The sequence below is a fragment of the Archaeoglobus sulfaticallidus PM70-1 genome, from assembly GCF_000385565.1.
Lineage (GTDB): Archaea > Halobacteriota > Archaeoglobi > Archaeoglobales > Archaeoglobaceae > Archaeoglobus_A > Archaeoglobus_A sulfaticallidus.
Genome location: NC_021169.1, coordinates 233,871 through 256,633, shown reverse-complemented (window position 1 = coordinate 256,633; position 22,763 = coordinate 233,871). Strand labels below are relative to the sequence as shown.

General features: G+C 44.9%; 22 protein-coding genes. 13 read left to right on the top strand and 9 right to left on the bottom strand.

Translation table 11 applies throughout. From position 1 onward, the window contains the following. Nucleotides 1-59 precede the first annotated feature (59 nt). Nucleotides 60-473, top strand: coding sequence for a DUF523 domain-containing protein (locus ASULF_RS01445; RefSeq protein ID WP_015589919.1), 414 nt, complete (start codon nucleotides 60-62; stop codon nucleotides 471-473). Between the two features lie 90 nt (nucleotides 474-563). Here the strand turns inward: ASULF_RS01445 and ASULF_RS01440 are convergent, their stop codons facing one another. Beyond that, nucleotides 564-1,487, bottom strand: coding sequence for a manganese-dependent inorganic pyrophosphatase (locus ASULF_RS01440; RefSeq protein WP_015589918.1), 924 nt, complete (start codon nucleotides 1,485-1,487; stop codon nucleotides 564-566). Nucleotides 1,488-1,611: 124 nt separating this feature from the next. After that, nucleotides 1,612-2,067, bottom strand: coding sequence for a deoxycytidylate deaminase (locus ASULF_RS01435; protein ID WP_015589917.1), 456 nt, complete (start codon nucleotides 2,065-2,067; stop codon nucleotides 1,612-1,614). Nucleotides 2,068-2,170: 103 nt separating this feature from the next. Between ASULF_RS01435 and ASULF_RS01430 the strand changes: the two genes are divergently transcribed. After that, nucleotides 2,171-2,926 carry a DUF169 domain-containing protein gene (locus ASULF_RS01430; RefSeq protein ID WP_015589916.1) on the top strand — a complete coding sequence of 252 codons (756 nt, stop codon included), beginning with the start codon at nucleotides 2,171-2,173 and terminating at the stop codon, nucleotides 2,924-2,926. Here ASULF_RS01430 and pdxT read toward each other — a convergent pair whose 3' ends face one another. Together pdxT and pdxS are read right to left on the bottom strand one after the other, a co-directional pair. Next, the gene (gene pdxT, locus ASULF_RS01425) at nucleotides 2,927-3,517 is read right to left on the bottom strand and encodes a pyridoxal 5'-phosphate synthase glutaminase subunit PdxT (protein WP_015589915.1); all 591 of its coding nucleotides are present in this window, start codon (nucleotides 3,515-3,517) and stop codon (nucleotides 2,927-2,929) included. A 9-nt stretch (nucleotides 3,518-3,526) separates the two neighbouring features. After that, on the bottom strand, nucleotides 3,527-4,474 hold the full coding sequence (gene pdxS / locus ASULF_RS01420; RefSeq protein WP_236609733.1) for a pyridoxal 5'-phosphate synthase lyase subunit PdxS: 948 nt from the start codon (nucleotides 4,472-4,474) through the stop codon (nucleotides 3,527-3,529). Between the two features lie 300 nt (nucleotides 4,475-4,774). On the opposite strand from pdxS, the gene ASULF_RS01415 reads away from it, so the two are divergent. Together ASULF_RS01415 and ASULF_RS01410 are read left to right on the top strand one after the other, a co-directional pair. Beyond that, the gene (locus ASULF_RS01415) at nucleotides 4,775-5,953 is read left to right on the top strand and encodes a hypothetical protein (protein ID WP_015589913.1); all 1,179 of its coding nucleotides are present in this window, start codon (nucleotides 4,775-4,777) and stop codon (nucleotides 5,951-5,953) included. A gap of 1 nt (nucleotide 5,954) precedes the next feature. After that, on the top strand, nucleotides 5,955-6,200 hold the full coding sequence (locus ASULF_RS01410; protein WP_015589912.1) for a hypothetical protein: 246 nt from the start codon (nucleotides 5,955-5,957) through the stop codon (nucleotides 6,198-6,200). A 5-nt stretch (nucleotides 6,201-6,205) separates the two neighbouring features. Here the strand turns inward: ASULF_RS01410 and ASULF_RS01405 are convergent, their stop codons facing one another. The 3 genes from ASULF_RS01405 to ASULF_RS01395 form a co-directional block, all read right to left on the bottom strand. After that, on the bottom strand, nucleotides 6,206-7,072 hold the full coding sequence (locus ASULF_RS01405; protein ID WP_015589911.1) for an arginase family protein: 867 nt from the start codon (nucleotides 7,070-7,072) through the stop codon (nucleotides 6,206-6,208). A 32-nt stretch (nucleotides 7,073-7,104) separates the two neighbouring features. Further along, nucleotides 7,105-7,881 carry a DUF7839 domain-containing protein gene (locus ASULF_RS01400; protein WP_015589910.1) on the bottom strand — a complete coding sequence of 259 codons (777 nt, stop codon included), beginning with the start codon at nucleotides 7,879-7,881 and terminating at the stop codon, nucleotides 7,105-7,107. 168 nt (nucleotides 7,882-8,049) lie between these two features. Continuing rightward, nucleotides 8,050-9,024, bottom strand: a complete 975-nt coding sequence (locus tag ASULF_RS01395; protein WP_015589909.1) for an NrpR regulatory domain-containing protein — start codon at nucleotides 9,022-9,024, stop codon at nucleotides 8,050-8,052. 102 nt (nucleotides 9,025-9,126) lie between these two features. Here ASULF_RS01395 and ASULF_RS01390 point away from each other — a divergent pair, with 102 nt between their 5' ends. The 5 genes from ASULF_RS01390 to ASULF_RS01370 all read left to right on the top strand — a co-directional run bounded on the left by ASULF_RS01390 (nucleotide 9,127) and on the right by ASULF_RS01370 (nucleotide 13,863). After that, nucleotides 9,127-10,314 carry an acyl-CoA dehydrogenase gene (locus tag ASULF_RS01390; RefSeq protein ID WP_015589908.1) on the top strand — a complete coding sequence of 396 codons (1,188 nt, stop codon included), beginning with the start codon at nucleotides 9,127-9,129 and terminating at the stop codon, nucleotides 10,312-10,314. An 11-nt stretch (nucleotides 10,315-10,325) separates the two neighbouring features. Then, nucleotides 10,326-11,471, top strand: a complete 1,146-nt coding sequence (gene sucC / locus ASULF_RS01385; RefSeq protein WP_015589907.1) for an ADP-forming succinate--CoA ligase subunit beta — start codon at nucleotides 10,326-10,328, stop codon at nucleotides 11,469-11,471. A gap of 1 nt (nucleotide 11,472) precedes the next feature. Next, a complete protein-coding gene (gene sucD, locus ASULF_RS01380) occupies nucleotides 11,473-12,330 on the top strand; it encodes a succinate--CoA ligase subunit alpha (RefSeq protein ID WP_015589906.1) in 858 nt (285 codons plus the stop codon). A 117-nt stretch (nucleotides 12,331-12,447) separates the two neighbouring features. Then, nucleotides 12,448-12,702, top strand: a complete 255-nt coding sequence (locus ASULF_RS01375; RefSeq protein WP_015589905.1) for a helix-turn-helix domain-containing protein — start codon at nucleotides 12,448-12,450, stop codon at nucleotides 12,700-12,702. Between the two features lie 402 nt (nucleotides 12,703-13,104). Beyond that, entirely contained in the window at nucleotides 13,105-13,863 is a 759-nt protein-coding gene (locus tag ASULF_RS01370) for an ATP-binding protein (RefSeq protein ID WP_015589904.1), read from the top strand. 4 nt (nucleotides 13,864-13,867) lie between these two features. On the opposite strand, the gene ASULF_RS01365 is transcribed toward ASULF_RS01370, so the two are convergent. After that, entirely contained in the window at nucleotides 13,868-14,866 is a 999-nt protein-coding gene (locus ASULF_RS01365) for a hypothetical protein (RefSeq protein ID WP_015589903.1), read from the bottom strand. A gap of 165 nt (nucleotides 14,867-15,031) precedes the next feature. Here ASULF_RS01365 and ASULF_RS01360 point away from each other — a divergent pair, with 165 nt between their 5' ends. The 4 genes from ASULF_RS01360 to ASULF_RS01345 all read left to right on the top strand — a co-directional run bounded on the left by ASULF_RS01360 (nucleotide 15,032) and on the right by ASULF_RS01345 (nucleotide 20,399). Continuing rightward, nucleotides 15,032-16,693 (top strand): acyl-CoA synthetase, encoded by a 1,662-nt coding sequence (locus tag ASULF_RS01360; protein ID WP_015589902.1) that lies wholly within the window; start codon nucleotides 15,032-15,034, stop codon nucleotides 16,691-16,693. Between the two features lie 91 nt (nucleotides 16,694-16,784). Continuing rightward, nucleotides 16,785-18,077: a TrpB-like pyridoxal phosphate-dependent enzyme gene (locus ASULF_RS01355; protein WP_015589901.1), complete on the top strand. Its 1,293-nt coding sequence runs from the start codon at nucleotides 16,785-16,787 to the stop codon at nucleotides 18,075-18,077. 35 nt (nucleotides 18,078-18,112) lie between these two features. Further along, nucleotides 18,113-19,060 carry a hypothetical protein gene (locus ASULF_RS01350; protein WP_015589900.1) on the top strand — a complete coding sequence of 316 codons (948 nt, stop codon included), beginning with the start codon at nucleotides 18,113-18,115 and terminating at the stop codon, nucleotides 19,058-19,060. A gap of 124 nt (nucleotides 19,061-19,184) precedes the next feature. After that, on the top strand, nucleotides 19,185-20,399 hold the full coding sequence (locus ASULF_RS01345) for a Clp1/GlmU family protein (RefSeq protein WP_015589899.1): 1,215 nt from the start codon (nucleotides 19,185-19,187) through the stop codon (nucleotides 20,397-20,399). A gap of 342 nt (nucleotides 20,400-20,741) precedes the next feature. On the opposite strand, the gene ASULF_RS01340 is transcribed toward ASULF_RS01345, so the two are convergent. Continuing rightward, entirely contained in the window at nucleotides 20,742-22,763 is a 2,022-nt protein-coding gene (locus ASULF_RS01340) for a heavy metal translocating P-type ATPase (protein WP_015589898.1), read from the bottom strand.

The window sequence follows — 22,763 nt, the reverse complement described above, 5'->3', positions numbered from 1 at the left end:
CAGTCGGCTCCAGATTTCAAAGAAAAAATTTATTAAATCTTCTAATTTAATTTATGATTATGAAACTTTGCAGTGCCTGTTTGTTAGGAATAAACTGCAGATATGATGGCAGAAGCAAACCCAGTAAAAAAGTTCTGGAATTAGCGAGAAAAGAGGTCTTAATCCCGGTCTGCCCAGAACAGTTGGGTGGTTTACCCACTCCAAGAGAACAGTCAGAGCTAAGAGGAGAGAGTGTAGTTACAAGATCAGGAAAAGATATCACTGAAAATCTTGTAAGAGGTGCAAAACAGGTTTTAAAAATCGCAAAGTTGTTTGATGTTAAAGAAGCGATTCTAAAACAGAGGAGTCCATCGTGTGGTTGTGGTCAGATTTATGATGGGACTTTTACAGGAACCGTAATTAGGGGAGATGGTGTTACAACAGCTTTACTGAAAAAACATGGGATAAAAGTAGTCTCTGAAGAAGATTTATAGGGTACGGATTTCACTTCTCAATGTCAACAGGACCTCAAAAACAGATGAAGCTCTCCCAGCTTCCCATAAATTCAGAAAATAATAAAAAATTTATGAAGAGAAGGCCTTCTCGAAGTTTGGAACAACCTGCTTCTTCCTGCTCATTACTCCCGGCAGCCAGACAGATCTTCCCTCGATCTCCTTGTCGAATGCCTTCTTAACTACCTCGGGATCATCTGTAACGCACAGGAGCTCGGTACCTTCCTGGATGATATCCGTCAACATCAGGAAGATGCTGTGGTAGCCTTCAGCCTCCTTAAGCTTCTGCATCTCCTCGTAGAGGGCATCCTTGAAGTTGTCGAGCAGGGAGAGAGACACAACCTCTATCTGACCAATGCCAACCTTGTTTCCGGACATGTCGAAATTCTTGAAGTCCCTGAAGAGCAGATCCTTTGCTGACTTGCCCTCAAGCTCTGACTTCCTCTTGAACATCTCCATTCCGAGTTCCTGAATGTCATCCACTCCAGCTATCTTGGCAAGCTCCTCTGCTGCTTTGCGATCAATATCAGTTGTTGTGGCGGACTTCAGAATTACCGTATCGCTCAAAATCGATGCGAGCAGAATTCCAGCAATTTCTTTGCTTATCTCAACACCAGCATCCTCATAGAGCTTTTTGACCACAGTTGCTGTTGATCCAACTGGCATGTTGAGGTAGAATATCGGGTTTGGTGTTGTGACATCACCGATCTTGTGGTGATCCACTATCTCAACAATCTCTCCCTTGTCGAGGTTATCCAGTGACTGTGCAACCTCGCTGTGATCCACAAGGATTACCCTCTTGCCCGTAGCATCGGTTACAAGCTCGGGCACATCAAAGCCGAATTTCTCAAGAACGAATGTTGTTTCTGGATTGAGGTCCCCCTGTCTAGCCGGTACAGCATCCACCCCCACCTTTTTCTTCAATTCCGCATAGGCTATTGCAGAACAGACGGAATCCGTGTCCGGACTTTTATGTCCAACAACATATACTGCCATGTAAAAATTGTTTAACAACTCACTAATAACTTTTTCTCTTATTTTCGGAGGTTGGTTTAAATTTGGGTGCCTGATAAGAAGTTAATGAAAAATCGATAAGATTTTATGCCTCCTACTCTCAAAATCACTCTGATGGAATGTATATAATCTCTATATTGGCATCTTTCAGAAACTGAAGACCCCTCTCATCAGGATACTTTTTGCCGTATATCACCTTTTTGATCTTCGCATTGATTATCATCTTCGCGCACATTATGCACGGCTGGTGGGTTGTGTACAGCGTTGCTCCGGCTATACTGACTCCATGAACTGCAGCCTGAATTATCGCATTCTGCTCAGCATGAACCGCCCTGCAAAGCTCATGCCTCTCTCCTGAAGCTATGTTCAGCTCCTCCCTCAGACAGCCTATATCCAGGCAGTGAGCGAGTCCGGTTGGTGCACCGTTGTATCCCGTGGACAGAATTCTCTTGTCCTTGACTATAACCGCCCCGACATTCTGCCTTAAACAGGTAGATCTGGATGCTACGAGCTTTGCAATACTCATAAAGTATGTATCGATGTCAGGCCTTTTTTTGTCCATCCGATAGGTTTAGGCTGTCAGTTTTTTAAAGCTTTGCTGTAATGTTTATGATTTGTTCACTAAAATCGAAAGGATTTTCAATGATAATTTCAAACTGACGAGTATGAATGCAAATGAGCTTGGAGAGGTTATAGAGAGATATCTCAGGGTGCAAACATTTCCCTTAGGATTCAGGTTTGTGAAGAGCAAAGAAGAGGTTCCTGAAAAAGCCAGAGTAATCCCGGACATAGCGATATGTCAGGCATACAACCTTGCCAGAAAGTACGGCTGGACGGTTTACTTTGACATAAACACAACCTGTCCACTGGGAATAGTTGCATACGGTTTTGCTGAACCCGATGAGCTATACAACTCCGGTAAACTGGCATACGATGCTGGATATGCGGAGACAATGGATGTTGCCCCGGCTTTTGAAGATGCCGTGCCAAAGCTCGCCGAGAGGTTTGAGGGATGTGTTGTAGCTCCATTGAACAGGTGCAGTGAGGTTGACTTCGTTGTAGTTTATGGTAATCCAGCTCAAATCCTGAGGCTGGTTCATGCAGTTCTGCACGATAAGGGAGGAGCTTTTGAGACGAAAATCCTTGGGAGGGGTGCCTGTGCAGAGTTTCTCGAGGCGTACATCGAGAAAAAGCCCAGACTGGTTATTCCGTGTTATGGAGACAGACTTTTTGGACTCACTCAGGATGACGAGATAGCGTTCTCATTCCCCTACGAGATGGGGCAGAAAATTGCCGAAAACCTCGAAAAAACGCACAGAAGAGGTATAAGATATCCAATACCTAACACAGCATTGAGGCTGAGGCTTCCAATGATAAAGAGCTATGAAGAGAGTGTCTCAAATATGAAAGGAAAAAGGTAGTCAGGGAATCATTTTGATGAAGTACTCATGAACCCGCGTATCACTGGTTAGCTCGGGATGGAAGGACAGGCCAAGGATGTTGTCCTCTCTGACAGCAACAATGTGGTTGTCATACCTCGCTAGAACATCAACCCTCTCTCCAACTTCTGTTATCACCGGAGCCCGGATGAACACTGCATCGAACTCTCCTATTCCTTTTATTTCAAGCCTTACCTGAAAGCTTTCCCTCTGCCTGCCGAAGGCATTTCTCCTAACATGCACATCCAGCAGTTCGAGCAATTGTGTGCCTGTTTTTTCAACCTGCTCATCTCCATGCTTTGAAAGCAGGATGAGCCCTGCACATGTGCCCATTACAGGCTTGCCATCCTTGGCCAGATCAAGAATTTCTTCGGATATGGATTCTCTGAATATCAGCTTGCTTATCGTTGTGCTCTCCCCTCCAGGAATTATGACTGCATCGCTGTTCGAAACGATGCCGTACTTCCTAGTGGCCTCAACTTCTCCGTTTATGCCGAGCCTGTCAAATGCCCTCTTTACTGCTAGGACATGTTCCTCCACATCGCCCTGAACACCAACAACGGCAACCTTCATATCAGAGAATCAAACCCCTCTACTCTCCATTCTCTCGCTCTCTTCGAGCTTGAACACATCCAGACCCTTCATCGCATCTCCAAGTCCCTTGCTCACCTCTGCAACAACCTCTGGCTCATCGTAGTGCTGAACAGCCTCAACTATAGCTTTGGCATACTCTGGCGGATTTGAGGACTTGAATATTCCAGAGCCAACGAAAACTCCATCCATACCAAGCTGCATCATGAAGGCTGCATCCGCCGGGGTTGCCACGCCTCCAGCAGCGAAATTAACCACAGGCAACCTCTGCATGTCCTTTATCTCGAGCAGAATCTTGTATATCCCATCGATTATCTCGGTCAGGGTGTAGTCCTCGAATACCTTGTCCCTGTTGGATATCCCAGCAAATCCCTGTTCCTCTCTGACAGCGGTAAGAAGCCTTGTGTATGCGGAAGCATAATTCTCAGCAACTCTCGTGATCTCTGTCTCAACCATTCTCTTCAGCTCGCTTATCGCCTTGTTTATCAGACGGATGTGCTTCACCGCCTCAACAACATTTCCAGTTCCAGCCTCTCCCTTGGTTCTTATCATCGCGGCTCCTTCGAATATTCTTCTAACAGCCTCACCCAGACTTCTCGCCCCGCAGACAAACGGGACGGTGAATTTGGTCTTATCTATGTGGAAGAATATATCTGCTGGAGTCAGCACCTCACTCTCATCGATCATATCAACTCCAAGAGCTTCGAGTGCTTTAGCCTCGGCAACATGCCCGATCCTGCATTTTGCCATAACGGGAATCGTTACGGCATCCATTATTTCCTCTATTTTCTTGGGATCAGCCATTCTTGCAACTCCACCAGCAGCCCTGATGTCTGCTGGCACCTTGTGCAAAGCCATAACAGCAACAGCTCCGGCATCCTCGGCTACTCCGGCCTGTTCAGCGTTAGTAACGTCCATGATCACTCCGCCTTTTTGCATCTTGGCAAATCCTCTCTTTATGAGTTCTGTGCCAAATCTTAGATCTGAAAGGTTTATTTCTGGCAAGGGTATCACCCAAATAGAGGTGGGAGCTGCGATATTTAATTTCTTTGTTTCCCTGAAATCCTTAAATGGTTTCAATTTATCAGATGAGAGTGCCTGAATTGGTAAGATAAAGCATCGTAAAGCTTTATAAACCGTGAGGTCTATTATAAAACTGATAAAGATACTTTGTTCTGGCTTATGATAAAACAATCCATATATTCAAATGAAAACAAAGCTCATTCGAGGTGATGCGAGATGAAAAGGGTTTTGATCTCACTGCTGATGGTGGCACTTCTGATAATGCCATCGCTGGTGACAGTATCTGCAGTTGGAGTTGGGAACAAAGAGGTTGGCGTGAAGGTTGATGTAAACGAAACAATGGGACCTATGGGACCTATGGGACATGGCGAAGCTATGGGTCATGTAAAGCTTGGTGAGGAGAAAGGTAAGAAAGGAGAGCAGCTTGGCAACCTGAACAGGGTTATGAACAGAACAATGAACCAGATGATGGACCAGGATCACACGCAGTACATGAACAGAACGATGGATCAGGAACACACTCGGTACATGTACAGAACCATGAACAGGACAATGGAGCACGCAATGAACGGGACGAATGCGATGGAGAATGTGATGGAGAATGCCATGAACAAGACAAACATGAACAAAAATCAGGTCAAGGCACAGTTCAAGACTGCTGGGAAAATGCATAAAGTAAGGCTTCAGGACATACAGAAGAAGAGAGAGCAGTATGAGAATGAATACAGATACTATTCAGAGAACTACGAGAAACTGAAGAAGAAGGGAGTTAGTGTGAAAGAGATCTTAAAACACCCAAACGCCTTCAAGTTCGCCAAGAGAAAAGTTGTTGCCGGATGTGGCGTTGGTCTGACCTATCTGGAAGCTCTGAAAGTGAGACTCAACGATACCGACATTGAAAACAAGGAGATGCTGATAGAGATAATCGATAACGCAATACAGATAATCGAGGAGAGGAGGGAGCTGTTCAACTCAACAGACAACCCGGATGAGTTCGTTCAGGAAGTTAGAGAGTGGAACAAGGAGTGGCTGGTAATCAAGGAACAGATAAAGGCAATAACGGTTGAGCTGGCAATTTATAAGGCAGAGACAGTCATAGACAAGGGACTGGACAATTATGACAGGATATATGCGACACTGACGAACCTCTCTGCGGACAATGAGACATTCAGCCTCCTTGAGTCATACAAAACGAGGCTTGAAGACGCAAAGAGCAAGCTAGAGGATGTTAAAGATGAGCTGAACTCAGCTTTCAACTCTACAGATCCGGCAGAGATCAGAGAATACACACTGAGTGCTAGAGCAAGTCTGGGTGAGATTCTGAAGGATATAAAAATCGCATTTAGCGATCTCAGGCAGATATTCGTTCACATAAAATTGACAGTGGAGGGGTAGCATGAAAAGGTTATTAGCACTGGTGCTCATGTTGTCAATACTACTGGCTGGATGCACACAGACCACAGAGACCACAGAGACTCAGAAGGAGGTCAAGCCAGCAGAGACATCTGAAAAGGTTACTGAGGAAAAGGTTACTGAGGAGATACAGAAAATAAATGACACAGCTATTGAGCAGACGCTCAAGGAGATCGAGGATTTAACAACCCAGCTCAAGAGCCTCGACAACCTTACATTTGAAATTTAATTTTTTTAAGTTTCAGTCAGCATTTCTGGATTTTTAGCCAGCTCTTCGATTACAGCGAGACAGGATTCTGTAGCTATCGATGGGGAGCTACCTCCTCCAAGAACAACTACAAGCTTTCCATTGCAGATTTCTTCAGCAAGATTTTTTAGAATTTCTGCAATTTTCACATACTCCTTTACCGTCAGTCCAATATCTCCGTAATCGCCCTCGTGTGTGTCATGCCCGAAATACCAGAAGATCAGATCTGGTTTGAAATTTCTGGCTTTCCTGTCGAAGTCCTCGACCAGCTGTGGGTACTCGTCAGGGTTAAGGCCTATGTAGCTGGCATCGATTTTCAGACCATCCTCTGACACATAGTCTGTGGAGCAGATGCAGTAGTGCAGAACCTCTTTATCCTCAATCAACTCCCTCGTACCATCACCATGATGGGCATCGGTATCTATTATCGCAAATCTGACATCCCCATATTTCTCCCAGATGTTCGTCATTGCCAGAACAACATCGTTGAAACAGCAGAAGCCCCAGAATGTTTTTCTTCCGGCATGATGTCCTCCAGCCCCTATGAAGCAGAAGGCGTTTCTTATCTCTGATTTATACACCTTCTCGGTAGCTGTAACCACACCACCAGCAGAGTGCCAGGCTGTGGAGCATAGTGTGTCATTTTTTACTCCTTCCAGCAACTCCAGAGAGTGAACCTTGAGTATGAGATCCTCACTAACAGGTTCGGACTCAAAAATTTCAATATTGCTGTACTTCTTTTTCAGAAACTCGAAAGCTCTTGGAAAATCCTTAAGCCTGGTTCCAATTGTCAGATAGCTCCTTCTGCTGAAGCTTTCATGATAGAATATTCCGGTTGTTAGATTTTCTGTCATTAAAAACGAAATGGCTATAGAAATATTTAATATTATGCATTTAGGTTGAAGCTGACGATTTTGAAGTTCAAACCTTCATCCACCAGGCTTACGAGCAGGTTGTCGAGCAAACTCTCCGTGCATACAGCGATAACCCCGGCACCATGGTGAGATGCCTCGATGCAGACTTCTTTTGAACCAAAGAATATTGGTTCAACCCTTATCTTCCGGCAGGCAACCAGAGCTTCCACTCCAATAGCAACAACTATCTTTTTCGGATTATCCTTTATCAGTTTGGAGAACTCCCCGTAGTTAATCTTTCTGCTCCCACCCTCTCCAATATCCGGAACCTTTACAACGATTATTTCTCCCTTCTTTGGGGGTTCGAATCCCTCGAGGGGTTTAATCAGAACATCTTCTCCATCTGAGGCCGAAGTTAAGGCTATGCCGTTGCCCGTCTTGTTTTTCTTGGCATATATAAACCCATCCTGATACCAGTAAGATATTCTGTCGTCCTCTTTGATATCTCCAGAAGCTATAGCAACGATAGATTTTGAGTACAGCTTCTTTATCAGCTCTTCAGAGAAAATATGAAGGTCAAACAGGTTTTTGGTTAACCATTCAGTTCCTTTTTCCGTGACCTCATAGAATCCCTTGTGTATTACCCTTATATATCCCTCATCGACCAACTCTTTAAAATGCTCTGAAATAGCCTGAGGGGTGAGGTTAAACTTTCTCGCGATGTCTCTCTGATTTGTTTCCTTTCTCAGTACTAGTTCTGAGATGATTAGCAGCCTCATTGCATCTTTTCTGCTGAGGAGAACATTCATAAAACTAGTAAATCCTTTTATTTAATAACTTTTTGTCGTTAGCTGGCAGATGGACTGGATGTTTGATAATGGATTGTGAAGAATAGAAAATGAATGGAAGAGTTGGAGTCAGAATCTGGCAAAGCAGGTTATGGTTTTAAACACAGAATGTATCGGGTTGGTTAAAGCTTAGATGTACTTTTCGGGCTTTTTAAACTCTGAAATCTCTATAAGCTGCTCGTTTATGTGAATCTCTGGATTCAGACCCTTTTCCTGCAGGGGAGCGAGGTAGTTTACACCAGCATAGATTATCAGGTTGGCTTTGAAGTTTATCGATTGTATTATATGATTCTCAAGCGGATAGGATATACTTATGATCCCCCTGATACCCTTCTCTTCAATCTCAGAAACTCTCCGTTTGACAACATCTATCAGATGCACATTGAAGCTTCTTATCGTTGCTATCACATCCCCATATCCCTTCTTCTCAGCCCGGAACACGGAAGTCAGCCTGGATTTCACGAACAGCCATCCAGGGCTTAATGTTGTTCCGGAATAGCTTATAAGCTCAGAGAAACCCTGAGGGACTTTCTTCTCAACATGCAGCAGTCCGGAAGCTTCGGGTGTGAGTACAACACCATACTTTCTGAGTATGACATCAAAAATCGTGTTCGAGACTATCCCGACAGCGAACTTATTCTTCGGGATCTCGAGATATCCAGCCCTCTCGCTCTCGTCAATCACTGTTATCAGATCTGACACGATGAATCTCGATTGCGAGACCTCGTTGAGGATTGTCATTGCCTTTTCGTAGTGTTTTTTGTCGAGGATTGCGATGTTCGTTGGGATCGTACCTTTAAACTCATCGATGCTGAAGTTAGACATGAAAACGTTGTATTCCACTCTCTCCGAGAACTCTCCAAGCCTCTCGAAAACCAAACTCCTTCTGAGAACTTCTTTTCCCTTTGGAGTTATGATTCGCTTGTACTTTACTGGCTTTTGCGTCAGTCCAGCTTTATCCATTTTGCTGAGATGGTATCTTATAGTTCTCGGTTCAAGATTTATTCCCTTCTCCTTAAGCGAATCTGCAATATCCTTCGAACTAAGAGGGGATTCAGCTTCAGACAGAACTCTAAGGATCTCAACGACTATCCTTGAGGTCACAGAAATACTTGGAATGCAAAATATTTAAGGTTATCTTATTTCGGAAAACGATTACCGAAAATTTTGTATAGTAATATATGCATTAATTATGTTGGTGGTTGTATGGCATTTAAAGGAATCGATTTCTACAATATTGATGAGCTGCTTACAGAAGAAGAGAAGCTCGTAAGGAACTCTGTTAGGGAGTTTATGGAAAACGAGATTTTGCCACTTGTGGCAGACGCTTTCCACAATGAAGAGCCACTGAACATGAGAGAGATCGCTCCAAAGATGGGTGAACTCGGCTTGCTTGGAGCTTTTCTGCCTGAGGAATATGGATGTCCGGGGGCGAGCTATACTGAATTTGGGCTGATATGTCAGGAGGTTGAGAGAGTTGACAGCTCTATGAGGAGCTTCGTTGCCGTTACATCCGGACTGGTGATGTATCCGATATGGAGGTACGGCAGCGAGGAGCAGAAGAGGAAGTATCTGCCAAAGCTTGCGAAGGGGGAGATAATAGGATGCTTTGGACTGACTGAGCCGAACCACGGCTCTGATCCGGGAAGCATGGAGACCACAGCGAAGAGAGATGGAGATGAATGGATACTCAACGGAACGAAAACATGGATCTCAGAAGCTGGAATTGCCGATATTGCCGTGGTGTGGGCGAGAGATGTGGATGATGGAAAAGTCAAGGGGTTTATAATCGAGAGAGGCACAAAGGGCTTCCAGCAGAATGAGATCAAGAGAAAAGGATCGATGAGGGCTGGAGATGTTGGAGAACTCGGCCTTGTGAACTGCAGGGTGCCAGAGGAGAACAGGTTGCCTGAGGCAAAATCCCTTGGAGCACCACTATCATGCCTGAATCAGGCCAGATATGGAATCTCATGGGGTGCCATAGGGGCTGCAATGGATTGTTTTGAGACGGCACTGAACTACACCAAGGACAGAAAGCAGTTTGGCGTTCCGCTGGCATCGTTCCAGCTCGTTCAGGAAAAGCTTGTAAAGATGTTCATGGAGATAACAAAGGGTCAGCTCGTAGCCTACAGGCTCGGAAGGCTGATGGATGAAGGAAAGGCTACAACCGAGCAGATATCCTTTGCCAAGAAGAACAATGTTGCTGTCGCCAGATACTGTGCCAGAGTGGCGAGGGAGCTTCTGGGTGCTAACGGAATATCATTGGACTACTCTCCAATAAGGCACATGGCGAACATCGAGAGCGTTTACACATATGAGGGAACAGACGACATCCACACGCTCATTCTCGGGAGGTATCTGACAGGTTATCAGGCATTCAGAAGGGAGCTTTAGAAGGGAGTGAGATGAAACTCCACGAATATCAGGCTAAAGAAATATTCAAAGAGCATGGCATCCCTGTTCCAGAGGGTTATGTTGTTAGAAGTGTTGATGAGGCTGTTGAGGCTGTTAAAAAGCTGGGAAAAGCTGTCATCAAGGCACAGGTTCTTGTTGGCGGGAGAGGGAAGGCTGGAGGAGTTAAGGTAGTCGATGATGCGGAATCGGCAAGAGAAGTAGCGAGCCAGATGCTCGGTTCGATGATAAAGGGACATAAGGTTGAGGCTTTACTGGTTGAAAAAGCCATAGATGTAGAGAAGGAGCTTTATTTGGCATATATCGTTGATAAAACGGAAAGGAAGCCAACAATAATCTTCAGCAAAATTGGCGGAATCAACATCGAGGAATTAGCGAGGGAGCATCCGGAGAGCATCTTTAAGGTGTCGTACGATCCGTTAATAGGCCTGCAGGACTACCACATAAGAAAACTCCTTTTCAAGGCTGGAGTCGAGGACTTCAAGGAATTCTTTTCTTTGATCAAGAAAATAAACGAGATTGCGTGGAAGTATGAGGCAGAACTCGTTGAGATAAATCCGATTGTTAAAACGAAAGAAGGGCTGTATGCCGTGGATGCCGTGATTATAGCAGATGACAACGCTCTTTTCAGACATCCAGAGCTTGAGAGTCTGAGAGACTCAACGGAAGTGGATGAGCTTGAGAGGGAAGCAAGGCTGAAGGGGCTGAGCTATGTGAGGCTAGATGGGGACATAGGAGTTATAGCCAACGGAGCCGGGCTTGCTATGACGACCATGGACATGATAGCCTACATGGGTGGTAAACCTGCCAATTTCCTCGATACGGGAGGGGGCTTGGCAGACCCTGAAAAAATGAAGAACTGCCTGCTGCATGTGGTCAAGGATGAGAAGGTCAAGGTTGTTTACATCAACATTTTCGCAGAGATCACGAGGTGCGAGAAGGTTGCGGAGGGTATCGTGAAAGCTCTGGATGAAATGGACAGAAAGGTTGTGCTCGTTGTAAAGCTTGTAGGCGTTAACGAGGACATTGGCAGGGAGATTCTGAAGAAGTATATGGAGGAGAAGGGTGCGGAGATATACTTCGTGAACACGCTTGAAGAGGGTGCGAGAAAGGCGGTTGAGATAACGAGGAGGGAATGAAATGGCGATACTCGTTGATGAAAACACTAGGGTTATAGTTCAGGGAATTACAGGATTTCAGGGGAGTTTTCAGACGAAAAGGATGCTCGATTACGGCACGAAGATTGTTGGAGGCGTCAGCCCAGGGAAAGGTGGACAGGAGGTTTATGGAGTTCCGGTTTTCAACACGATGGAGGAGGCGATGGTCACCGATCCAAACACCTCAATAATCTATGTGCCCGCAAGATTCGCATACGACGCGATCCTTGAAGCACTGGATGCTGGAATAGGCTTTGTCGTTTGCGTAACTGAAGGAGTTCCACTGTATGAGGAGATGAAGTTGAGCTGGATAGTCAGAGACTACAACGCAATGCTTCTCGGCCCCAATTGCCCGGGAGTTATAAGTCCAGGAAAGTCCAAGGTTGGTTTGCTGCCGGACAGATGCTTCATTCCTGGCGATGTTGGAGTTGTTTCGAGGAGCGGGACACTGACGTATCAGGTAGCCGAGAACATGACGAAAGCCGGTATAGGACAGTCAACCGTTGTGGGAATAGGCGGAGACCCGATTCCGGGGTTAACATTCGTGGATGTCCTTCAGATGTTCGAGGAAGATAAGGAGACAAAGAGAGTTGTTCTGATTGGAGAGATAGGTGGCAATGCTGAAGAGGTGGCCTCGGAATACATCAAGGAGATGTCCAAGCCTGTGTATGCTTTTCTGGCGGGAAGAACTGCCCCGAGAGGAAAGAGGATGGGGCATGCGGGGGCCATAATAGAGGGCTTCAGTGGAACTGCAGAATCAAAGACTGAAGCACTGGAGAAGGCTGGAGTCAGGGTTGCGAAAACGCTTGAGGAGCTAATAGATCTCCTGAAAGAAGATTAATTAATGTAATTTAATTTTATTTCTAAATTTTTACCACTTTTTTCCGATTTTAGTCCGTTAGAAATACCCCGAAAGACTTATAAGGTTCTGAAAATAAAAGTTATTTTGGGGATGTTTATGGCTGAGAAAGTTAGAGATAGGGAACATCATGAAAGGCTTTTCAAAGCCTCGATGAGTCCATATAGAAGACAAATCGTCGCTGCAATTGGAGTACAGGGTAAGGCTCTCGAAGATCTAAAGAAAGAACTGAATTTGAGTGAGTTTCAGCTGAAGTTCAACCTCGACTGGTTGATAAAAGAGGGATTTGTGGTTGAAGAGGAGGGTAAGCTAAGGCTGACAGAGGATGGAATTGAGCTGCTTGAGGCTGGTTGAGTATTTTTTATTTATTGTTTGCAGATCTGTAATTCAATACTCTGTAATTCAATACAAATCTCGAGTGGGTGTTTAACCGCTCCATTCTCTATTGTTTTTAGAATAGAGCATAGGTCATTTCTTCTCGTAAAATCTGTTGAATCACATCTGGCTGCTGAAAAATAATTCTGTGGTGGGAATAATTTTAAGAAACTACAAAATACATCTCAGACCAAAATGCTTATCTACTCATAATACAATAATTTTATGGGGTGCCAACCAGCATTGTTATTCGTCCCGCCGTCACCGCAGTTTTATCTGTTATCGGCACCCCTTATATTGAAATTTTCTGATTTCTAGCAAATCTGGTTGTGGTGTTCAATTTCAGCAAAAGTAATATTCAAAGCCACTCCAAATAGTGCTATGGTCAAGATTGCAGTGTCAGGAAAGGGTGGAGTCGGAAAAACAACCCTGACAGCTATGCTCGCGTATCTGTTTGCGAAAGACGGCTACAATGTTACTGCAATAGACTGTGACTCCTCCATAAATCTCCCTACCGTTCTTGGAGTGGAGGAAGAAATAAAGCCGATATCCGAGCTTGAGGATGTCATTGAGGAGCGAGTCAGAGGTCCACTTGGGACATACAAGCTGAATCCGAAGGTAGATGATGTATTCGAAGCCCACTCCAAGAAAAATGAGCATGGTATAAGGGTTCTCGCTCTGGGAACCATAGAAAAAGGAGGAGAGGGATGCTTCTGTCCGCAGAATGCATTTCTGAGGGCTATTCTTAGGCATGCCATTTTCAAAAGAAAGGATGTGCTTTTGCTCGATATGGAAGCGGGTATAGAGCACCTCGGCAGGGGGACTGCCAGAGGGGTTGATTTACTGATAGCTGTCGTGGAGCCTGGAATGAGGTCATTTGAAACTCTGAAGAGGATTCAGAAACTTGCTGAGGATATCGGTATAAAGAAGATTGGAGTTGTTCTGAACAAATACATCGACAACGAGAGTTCGAGAAAGCTGATCGACATGATCTCTGAGAGATATGCCCTGCTCGGCAGAATACCATACAACGAGTGCTTTATCAAAGCAGATCTGGAGAACATCCCGCCATATGAGCTTGAATGCGAATTTGAGTCATTCAAGAAAATAAAGGAGGAGGTTTTGAAGCTAATCGAATAGCTGACTATGCTTTGTAAGCTCCCTTAACCTCATCGAACTCAAATTTTTGTATTATTTCGAAAAGGGAATCGTCAACCACTATGTAGTCCATCTGCCTGCAAACCTCCAGAAAGTCCCTGTAACTGAGGTTCAGCCAGTCGAACTTCCTGAAGTCAGATTTGAGCACGAACCTGAACGGTCTCTTGGAGTCGAGCCTCTTCGTTATTTTTGGCAGTTCTTTTTTAAGCCTCCACCTTGCAACGAGATTGCTCTGGACTCTCCTTATTGCCTCCTCAACCTCAATTCCATCGAGGACTGTTAGCAGGACCATCTCGGCAATCGTGTTGATTCTGTCTGGCACACCAATCGTATCCCCTCTCAGCAGAATCTTGGCTGAAGTGAAATCTATTCCCTCTCTCTCCAGATCCCGCCCAATTTTGGATGTCCATCCCTTCTTGTTCCCGGTTTTATCAACTATCCCACCGATTATGAAGCAATCCGCTTTTTCACCACTGTAAACCTCCTCTGCATTTGGATCGAGCAGAATAACCCTGTCAAAATTTTTCTCTTTGATGAAGGATGCTGTAGATTCGGAGTAAAACCTTTCGAACTCCTGAATCTTTTTGCCCGTAATGGCAAGCCTGTCATCCCACATGAAATCTCTGATAACTCCCAGAGTAGCTCTTAGCTGGGTTTTTACCTTGGATTTCTCTTTCTTGCTATGTAGATCATAAAACTGACAGTCGATCACTACATAGGGGAAACCTTCAGTTCTCTCAATTAGCTCATCCCTGCCGAATACGGCGTTGGAGCAGTCTCCAACAAAAGCCTTTGCCTCGCTAACTGGTTCACCATTCAGCTTGAAAGCTTTTCCTTCTGACCCTCTGCAGACATTAGCTTTTCCATTTGCAACATAAACAGCCATCTGCTGTATTGGGTCTCTTGAGATGAGCTTTAAGCTGGTTGATATGCTGTCGATTCCATGTTCCTTCAGCAACTCGATGAAGTAGTCTTTCAACCTCACATTTGAAAATGCTATTCGCGGGTTTTAAATTTGATTCATGCTATTATTTTCTATAATCGTTGAAATTTAGTAAACTTTTTATATTATCGCCTTTACGCGAAAATATACACGATAAATTTCGAAAAACTTATATCGATTTTTAAAAATCATTAATCGGGTGAAAATATGGGAGATATCATGAGTTATCTCGTTCCAGAAGACACTTGGCCTGAAGTGATAATACCAGATGAGGTAAGGGAGTATATTGGCGATAGGAAGGAGTTGAATCTGGCGGAAGAGATTCTTGACAGAAACATCAAGGAGGGAAGGGGTAGAAAGACAGCGGTTTACTTCATGGACAGGAGAGTGACATATCGTGACCTCTACAGGCTTAGCAACAGAATTGCGAACTTCCTGAAAGGCATCGGTGTTGAGAAGTACGACAGGGTTGGCTTCAGGATGAGAAACATGCCTGAAGCGATCGCGGTGAACTTCGGAATCATGAAGGCTGGGGCCATACCCGTTCCGCTCAACCCGATGTGGGCCAAGAAAGAAATCGTTCATGTCTCCAATAATGCAGAGGTAAAGGCAATATTCGTTAGCGGTGATGAAAAGACATTCGGTGCGGTTAAAGAATCCGTTCCGGAAATTAAGACGCTGAGCAAGGTCATTGTGACTGATCAGGAGGATTTAGAGGATCCATTCGTTTCGTTCAGTGAGATATACAACGAGAGTGCCAAGTTCGATCCAGTGCCTCTGGAGATCGGAAAGCCGGCAGTGGTTCTGTTCACTTCGGGAACAACTGGATTGCCAAAGGGATGTGCCCACTTTGTTGAGAATGTTCTCTCAGCAGTTTATCTGGTTGGAAAGTATGTCTGGAAGTTGAGGGAGGATGATGTCGTTGGAGGCCCTGCTCCGGTTAGCTTTGCGATGGGTTATGGAAATGGCTGCCTGATTCCGTACTTCCACGGGGCTGGAGTCAGTATATGGCCAATGTTTAGCGTTGAAAACTTCTTCAAGTTCGTTGAAGATCATGGGATTACGATATTCTCTTCGCTCCCAACAGCCTACAGGCTGATCCTAGTCAATCCGAACCTCGATGAGTATCTGAAGAAATACGATCTTTCAAGCCTGAGACTGTGCACCGGTGGTGGAGAAGCTCTCGGAGCTGAAACCGCGATAAAGTGGAAGGAGAAGTTTGGTTTGGATATATACGAGTCCCTTGGTGCGACAGAGATGGTCCACATATGCGTTTCCAACACATGCGCTCCAAAGCCGGTTGCCGGGAGCATTGGATGGCCTGTCCCAGGGTACATAGCGAAGATAATCGATCCGGAGACCAAGGAGGAGTGCAAGGCTGGAGAGGTTGGAAACCTCTACATAAAAGGCCCCACCGGCATAAGGTACTGGAACCACCCAACCAGACCGCTTGACGAGAAGCAGAAGAAGAGCGTTGTGGATGGCTGGAATGTCCTCGGAGACTTCGTAAGAAAGGATGAGAACGGTTACATCTATTTTGTCTCGAGAGACGATGATCTGATCAAGTCGAGCGGATACAGAATTGGCCCGGATGAGATCGAGCAGCCCCTCAGCCAGCATCCAGCAGTTCTTGAATGTGCGGTTATAGGGGTTCCAGATCCGGAGGGAGTCAGAGGGCAGGTGGTTAAGGCAGTCATAAGGCTTAAGGAGGGATACGAGCCAAGCGAGGATCTGAAGAAGGACATTCTGAAGTACCTTGAGGGGCAGATAGCTAAATACAAGCTTCCGAGGATTATTGAGTTCAGAGAGGAGCCACTTCCGAGAACAGCCACTGGAAAGCTGCTAAGGAGGTTCCTCAAGGAAGAGTAGCGTTTAACATTCTTTCCATTTATTCTTTTTTGGAACGGATATTCCTCTCTGCTGGGAAAAAGCTTAAATATTGAGCTAGTGCTCATCAACTATGAAAAAGATTTTGTTAGAGGATGATGAGATACCAAAAGAATGGTACAATATTTTGCCAGATCTGCCAGAGCCACTCCCTCCACCACTGCACCCAGCCACAAACGAGCCGGTAAAGCCGGAAGATCTTGAACCCATATTCCCGAAGGAGCTTATAAAGCAGGAGATGAGTGATGAGAGATTTATAAGGATTCCAGATGAGGTTAGGGAGATATACGCTATCTGGAGACCGACTCCACTGATAAGGGCTGAAAGGCTCGAGAAGGCACTGAAAACTCCTGCGAGAATATACTTCAAGTATGAAGGTGTTAGCCCACCGGGTAGTCACAAGCCCAACACCGCTGTTGCTCAGGCTTACTACAACATGAAAGAGGGTGTTGAGAGACTCACAACCGAAACAGGAGCAGGACAGTGGGGTTCAGCACTTTGCTTCGCAACCAAGCTTTTCGATTTGAAGTGCACGGTTTTCATGGTTAGGATCAGCTATGAGCAGAAACCGTACAGAAGGGTTATGATGGAGACATGGGGAGGAGAGGTGGTCCCTTCTCCAAGCGACAGGACGGAGTTCGGCAGAAAAATTCTGAAGGAGCATCCGGACACTCCCGGTAGCTTGGGAATAGCCATAAGTGAAGCAATAGAGTCTGCGGCCAGCGATGATAAAACGAAGTACAGTCTCGGAAGTGTTCTAAATCATGTTCTGTTACATCAGACCGTTATAGGGCTTGAGACGAAAAAGCAGCTTGAGAAGGTTGATGAGAAGGCTGACATCCTCATAGGATGCGTTGGTGGTGGCAGCAACTTTGCAGGGCTGTGCTTCCCGTTCGTTAAGGATTCGGAGAAGGATGGGTCAAAGATCATCGCTGTGGAACCAACTGCATGTCCAACGCTGACGAAGGGGGATTACAGGTACGATTTCGGAGATACTGCAGGACTGACACCTCTGTTGAAGATGTACACTCTCGGGCACGACTTCACACCTCCGCCAATCCATGCTGGTGGGCTGAGGTACCATGGCGATGCTCCAGCACTCTGCATGCTCGTAAAGCACGGAATTATTGAAGCCAGGGCGGTTGATCAAGTATCCACATTTAACGCTGGACTTCTGTTTGCGAAGACTGAGGGCATAATTCCCGCTCCGGAGACAACTCATGCGATCAGGGTTGCGATAGATGAGGCTCTGAAAGCTAAGGAGGCAAACGAGGAGAGAGTTATAGTCTTCAACTTCAGCGGCCATGGGCTGCTCGATTTGCAGGCATACGATGACTTCATGAATGGAAAGCTGAAGGGAACCTGAGGAAAATTTTTAAAATTTTACTCTTTTCTTGATGTATGGATGCTGTAATCTATGGTTTTGGACCGATTGGTAGGTTAATCGCTGAATGCTGTGTTAAAAAAGGAATAAATGTTGTGGGAGCTGTTGATATAAATCCAAATTTGATCGGGAAGAGGCTGAGCGATTTTGGAATCGACAGCTCTGCTGAAATAAGCTCGAAGCTTGATTTTGAGGGAGATGTTGTGTTTTTGTCAACCGGATCGTTCGTTGATGGAATCTATCCTCAGATTGAGGATTGCATTAAAAGGGGATTCAACATCGTAAGCACATGCGAGACGCTCAGCTACCCCTACTACAGATATCCTGAGCTTAGTGAGAAGATCGATGCGCTGGCCAAGGAATATGGCGTGACAGTTCTGGGATCGGGAATAAATCCTGGATTTCTGCTTGACTCTTTGGTTGTGGTTCTGTCTGCATCCTGCACCGAGGTCAATCAAATAAGGGCGATCAGGAAGATAGATGCCTTGAAAAGAAGGGAACCCTTCCAGAAAAAAATTGGGATTGGGAAGGATAAGGAAGAGGTTGAAAGGTTGTTGAGCGACGGTAGAATATCTGGCCATGTTGGCTATGCAGAATCCATCATGCTGCTCTGCACATCAATGGGTGTCAGGCCTGAGAAGATTGAGGAAGGGCAGAAAATAGTGCTTTCAGAGGGAGGAAAGATCGAGAAAGGAAAAGTTGCCGGAATGATTGGATGGGGTAGTGCTTTCGCTAACGGAAAGGAGATTATCAGGATTGAGTTCCATGCCGTTGCTGAGGCTGAGGAGTATGAAGAGGTGGAAATAAAGGGAGATAACGAAATCAGATGGAGGAGCACGGGGACGAAAGGGGATCTTGGTACAGCATCTGTTATAGTCAACCTGAGCGAGAGAGTTGTGGCGCATGAAGCTGGGCTCATAACGATGGCAGACCTCATACCATTCAGACCATCCTTTAAAGTTTAATTTTGTTAGATTGTGCTTGACTTTAATTTTAATTGAAGTAACTCCACCCAGCCAGTTTGTGGTATTAACCGTATGGTGTTAACCATAAATAGATTAAAATAGAAAACGACCAAAACCTGAGACCATGATTCTGGAGGAAAAAAAGAACACAACCCTAATTATCAAGGGCCCCTCTGAGATCAGGGTTATAAAAGGTATTGTGAGTGTTTTCGGATGCAGGATTGATCAGCTAAGCATAGCAAAGGAAAAAACAATTCCTGTTTATCTGGAAGAGGATTCAACCATAGAGATCCCAGATAATACCTTTTACATTCCAGTTAACGGAAGCACGATTCCAGAATCATGGGAAAAGCTCGTTAAAAAGTTCAGAAATAAAAGCAACGAATCCTTTTTCATCTATGGAGAATCGGATTCCGGCAAGAGCAGCATAGCTGCATACCTTTCCAACAGGCTTGATGGAAAGAAGGTTATAGTGGATCTCGACATCGGGCAGGCGAGCGTGTCTCACCCAGCCTCAATGGGCATCGGAATAACGGATGGGAGAATAACATCCATCTCTGATGTAAGGGTGGTGGATGGTGCCTTTGTTGGTAGCATATCTCCTGTCGGGAGGGAAACAAGGTGCATAAATGCTGTCATGGAGATCAGAAAGAAGATAAGAAAGCTCGAAGGGTGGAAGATAATAGACTCTACTGGATGGATCAGGGGCAGGAGGGCGAATGAGTACAAGCTGGCTAAGATCAGCATACTCGAGCCCACAGCAATTATCGCCTTCAAGACCCCTCCTTTTCTGGATTTTATTGACTGCGATGTGTTCATGCTTGAATCCTTTGCAGGAAAGAGGAGCAAGAATCAGAGGAGCAGCTACCGGGCGGAAAAGTATTCGAAATTTTTAGAGGGAGCATCCATTATCGAGCTTAATCTGAAGAATCTAAAGTCCAGATGGAATCCGATAGGGGACAGAATTTCCAGAGATGAGCTTGAGATTTTAAAGGATATTCTTGATACCGAGGTAGTTTATGCTGGAAAGGGAAGCTACTCTCTCAGCATAGTAACTGTGAGTAAGGTTGAAGTTGGAAGGGAGGTTGTAAGATCCATTAAGGAGATGTTTGGAATAGAGGATCTGCTCATGCTGTCCAAAGATGATTTGGATGGACTGGTTGTTGGATTCTATGCAAAGGATGGCAGATACCTTGGATTCGGGTTAATAAGGAACATAGATTTTGAAAAGGGCCTGGTAGAGATTCAGACCTCTGTATCTGGGGAGATTGCGAGAATCGAGTTTGCAGAATTCAGGCTTGATGATAACAGGAGAGAGATATTCTTAAGGAGCTACTGATCTTTTTTCAGCCTTTTATCTTTTTAATTCTTCTTACTTTCTTACCCTTTTGATTTGTATACTCTTGCAAGAGCCCTTCTGAGTTTTACTTCAGCTCATTTCTGTTGCAGGGTTCCATCTCTGGAAATCACCTCGTCAGCTTTTATCATCACTTTTTCACCATCATCAAAGCAGATGGTTCTCGTTACGAAAGCCTCAATTTTTCTGTATTCTTCTTTCGTGTAGCTGCAAAATCATTGGCTCATCTGTCATGGCAACAACAGCATCAAATCCCGAAAATCAAGATGTCGTTGAATGCCTGAATTACTCGGTGACAATTCTCGCTTGAACCTGTTACGTCTCTCACATCTTAAGCAACCTCGCGTTCATCGCAACTATTACCGTGCTTAAGCTCATCAGCAACGCTCCAGCTGCTGGAGTGAGCAATATTCCATAACCATACAAAACACCCGCTGCTAACGGAATTGCAAAGAAGTTGTAGCCGGTGGCCCAGAGCAGATTCTGAAACATCTTTGAATAGGTTTTTCTCGAAAGCTTTATCACATCCACAACATCCCTCGGATCATTTTTAACCAGGATTATGTCTGCAGTCTCTACAGCAACATCCGTTCCAGCTCCAATGGCTATTCCAACATCCGCCTGTGCTAAAGCAGGAGCATCGTTCACGCCATCCCCAACCATCGCCACCGTATATCTCTCCTGAACCTCCTTTATTTTATCAGCCTTCTCGTGGGGCAAAACTTCTGCAAAATACTCATCTAAACCGATCTCTTCCGCCACCCACTTCGCAACAAACCTGTTATCTCCAGTTAGCATCATGCATCTCAAACCCATCTCTCTAAGCTTCTTTATAGCCTCCTTGGACTCCTCCCTTATAATATCAGCCAGAGCTATTGCTGCAACTGGTTTGCTACCTTCAACCAAAAACACCACGGTTTTGCCCTGCTGTTTTACTTTTTCCACTTCCTCATTGTCAACCTCAACACCCAACTCTTTCAGGTAACCCGGACTAACAACTTTGTATTTTGCGTTGTTTATGGTCCCTTCAATACCCCTGCCAGGAATTGCCCTGAAATCCTCCACATTTGTAATCTCAACACCCATCTTTTTAGCACTGTTTACGATCCCTTCAGCGATCGGATGTTCAGAATTAGCCTCTAATGAAGCAGCAATCTCCATAATCTTATTTTCTTCGATGTCTGCAAGTGGTATTATGTCTGTAACTCCAAATTCTCCTTTAGTGAGAGTACCAGTTTTATCAAAAACAACAGCCTGCAAGTCTTTTGCTCTCTCAAAAGCCTGTCTATCTCTGATCAGCAGCCCGTATTTTGCAGCGAGAGATGTAGATACTGCAACAACCAGTGGAATTGCCAAACCCAAAGCGTGAGGGCATGTTATAACCATTACTGTAACAGCCCTTTCGATTGCAAAGACGAATTCTTTGCCATAGGCAAGCCAAACAATTAATGTGATCGTTCCAACCGTTAAGGCTAAAATTGTTAAAATAAAGGCAGCCTTGTTTGCCAGATCCTGCGTTCTTGATTTGGTTTCCTGTGCCTGTCTAACGAGTTCTATTACTTGGTTGAGATATGTATCCTTTCCAGTCTTTTCAACCTTAACAACAATTGACCCCTCACCGTTGATTGATCCACCGATGACCTTATCACCAGCTTTTTTGGTAACGGGTTTTGACTCACCTGTCAACATTGCCTCGTTTACTGCTGTGACTCCTTCCAACACAACACCATCAACAGGTATTTTCTCTCCGGGCTTGACTAACACCTTATCTCCAACTTTGAGCATCTTTACGCTAACATCAACAACATCCCCATTTTTGATCAGGTGTGCCTGAGAGGGCATGATCTTGACAAGCTCCTCCAAAGCTCTTGAAGCCCCCAAAACAGACCGCATCTCGATATAGTGGCCAAGGAGCATGATGTCTATCAGCGTTGCAAGTTCCCAGAAAAAGAATTTGCCCTCGAGCCCGAAAACAACTGCTGAACTGTAGAAGTAGGCAACGCTTATTGCAACGGCAATTAGTGTCATCATTCCCGGATTTTTCTTCTTTAGCTCATCAACAATGCCTTTGAGGAATGGATAACCGCCATAGAAGTAAACAAAAGATGAAAGGAAGAATGTTATGTATAATGAACCTGCAAACTCAAACTTGAATCCAAAAAAACTCTGAATTGCTGGAGACAGGACTAAGATTGGAACCGTTAGAATTGAAGAAACAATAAATCTCTTTTTAAAATCCTGAAGCATGCGTGCATGGTGATCGTGTGTTTTATGCTCATGAGTTTCATGCTGCGGTTCGTGCATTTCATGTTCCTTCTCTTCGTGCATGCTGTGTTCATGTTTCAT

Excerpts from the sequence above, each read along its gene's own strand:
- ASULF_RS01445 (WP_015589919.1), top strand. The coding sequence starts at position 60 with ATGAAACTTTGCAGTGCCTGTTTGTTAGGAATAAACTGCAGATATGAT.
- ASULF_RS01440 (WP_015589918.1), bottom strand. The coding sequence starts at position 1,487 with ATGGCAGTATATGTTGTTGGACATAAAAGTCCGGACACGGATTCCGTC.
- ASULF_RS01435 (WP_015589917.1), bottom strand. The coding sequence starts at position 2,067 with ATGGACAAAAAAAGGCCTGACATCGATACATACTTTATGAGTATTGCA.
- ASULF_RS01430 (WP_015589916.1), top strand. The coding sequence starts at position 2,171 with ATGAATGCAAATGAGCTTGGAGAGGTTATAGAGAGATATCTCAGGGTG.
- pdxT (WP_015589915.1), bottom strand. The coding sequence starts at position 3,517 with ATGAAGGTTGCCGTTGTTGGTGTTCAGGGCGATGTGGAGGAACATGTC.
- pdxS (WP_236609733.1), bottom strand. The coding sequence starts at position 4,474 with ATGCAAAAAGGCGGAGTGATCATGGACGTTACTAACGCTGAACAGGCC.
- ASULF_RS01415 (WP_015589913.1), top strand. The coding sequence starts at position 4,775 with ATGAAAAGGGTTTTGATCTCACTGCTGATGGTGGCACTTCTGATAATG.
- ASULF_RS01410 (WP_015589912.1), top strand. The coding sequence starts at position 5,955 with ATGAAAAGGTTATTAGCACTGGTGCTCATGTTGTCAATACTACTGGCT.
- ASULF_RS01405 (WP_015589911.1), bottom strand. The coding sequence starts at position 7,072 with ATGACAGAAAATCTAACAACCGGAATATTCTATCATGAAAGCTTCAGC.
- ASULF_RS01400 (WP_015589910.1), bottom strand. The coding sequence starts at position 7,881 with ATGAATGTTCTCCTCAGCAGAAAAGATGCAATGAGGCTGCTAATCATC.
- ASULF_RS01390 (WP_015589908.1), top strand. The coding sequence starts at position 9,127 with ATGGCATTTAAAGGAATCGATTTCTACAATATTGATGAGCTGCTTACA.
- sucC (WP_015589907.1), top strand. The coding sequence starts at position 10,326 with ATGAAACTCCACGAATATCAGGCTAAAGAAATATTCAAAGAGCATGGC.
- sucD (WP_015589906.1), top strand. The coding sequence starts at position 11,473 with ATGGCGATACTCGTTGATGAAAACACTAGGGTTATAGTTCAGGGAATT.
- ASULF_RS01375 (WP_015589905.1), top strand. The coding sequence starts at position 12,448 with ATGGCTGAGAAAGTTAGAGATAGGGAACATCATGAAAGGCTTTTCAAA.
- ASULF_RS01370 (WP_015589904.1), top strand. The coding sequence starts at position 13,105 with ATGGTCAAGATTGCAGTGTCAGGAAAGGGTGGAGTCGGAAAAACAACC.
- ASULF_RS01360 (WP_015589902.1), top strand. The coding sequence starts at position 15,032 with ATGGGAGATATCATGAGTTATCTCGTTCCAGAAGACACTTGGCCTGAA.
- ASULF_RS01355 (WP_015589901.1), top strand. The coding sequence starts at position 16,785 with ATGAAAAAGATTTTGTTAGAGGATGATGAGATACCAAAAGAATGGTAC.
- ASULF_RS01350 (WP_015589900.1), top strand. The coding sequence starts at position 18,113 with ATGGATGCTGTAATCTATGGTTTTGGACCGATTGGTAGGTTAATCGCT.
- ASULF_RS01345 (WP_015589899.1), top strand. The coding sequence starts at position 19,185 with ATGATTCTGGAGGAAAAAAAGAACACAACCCTAATTATCAAGGGCCCC.
- ASULF_RS01340 (WP_015589898.1), bottom strand. The coding sequence starts at position 22,763 with ATGAAACATGAACACAGCATGCACGAAGAGAAGGAACATGAAATGCAC.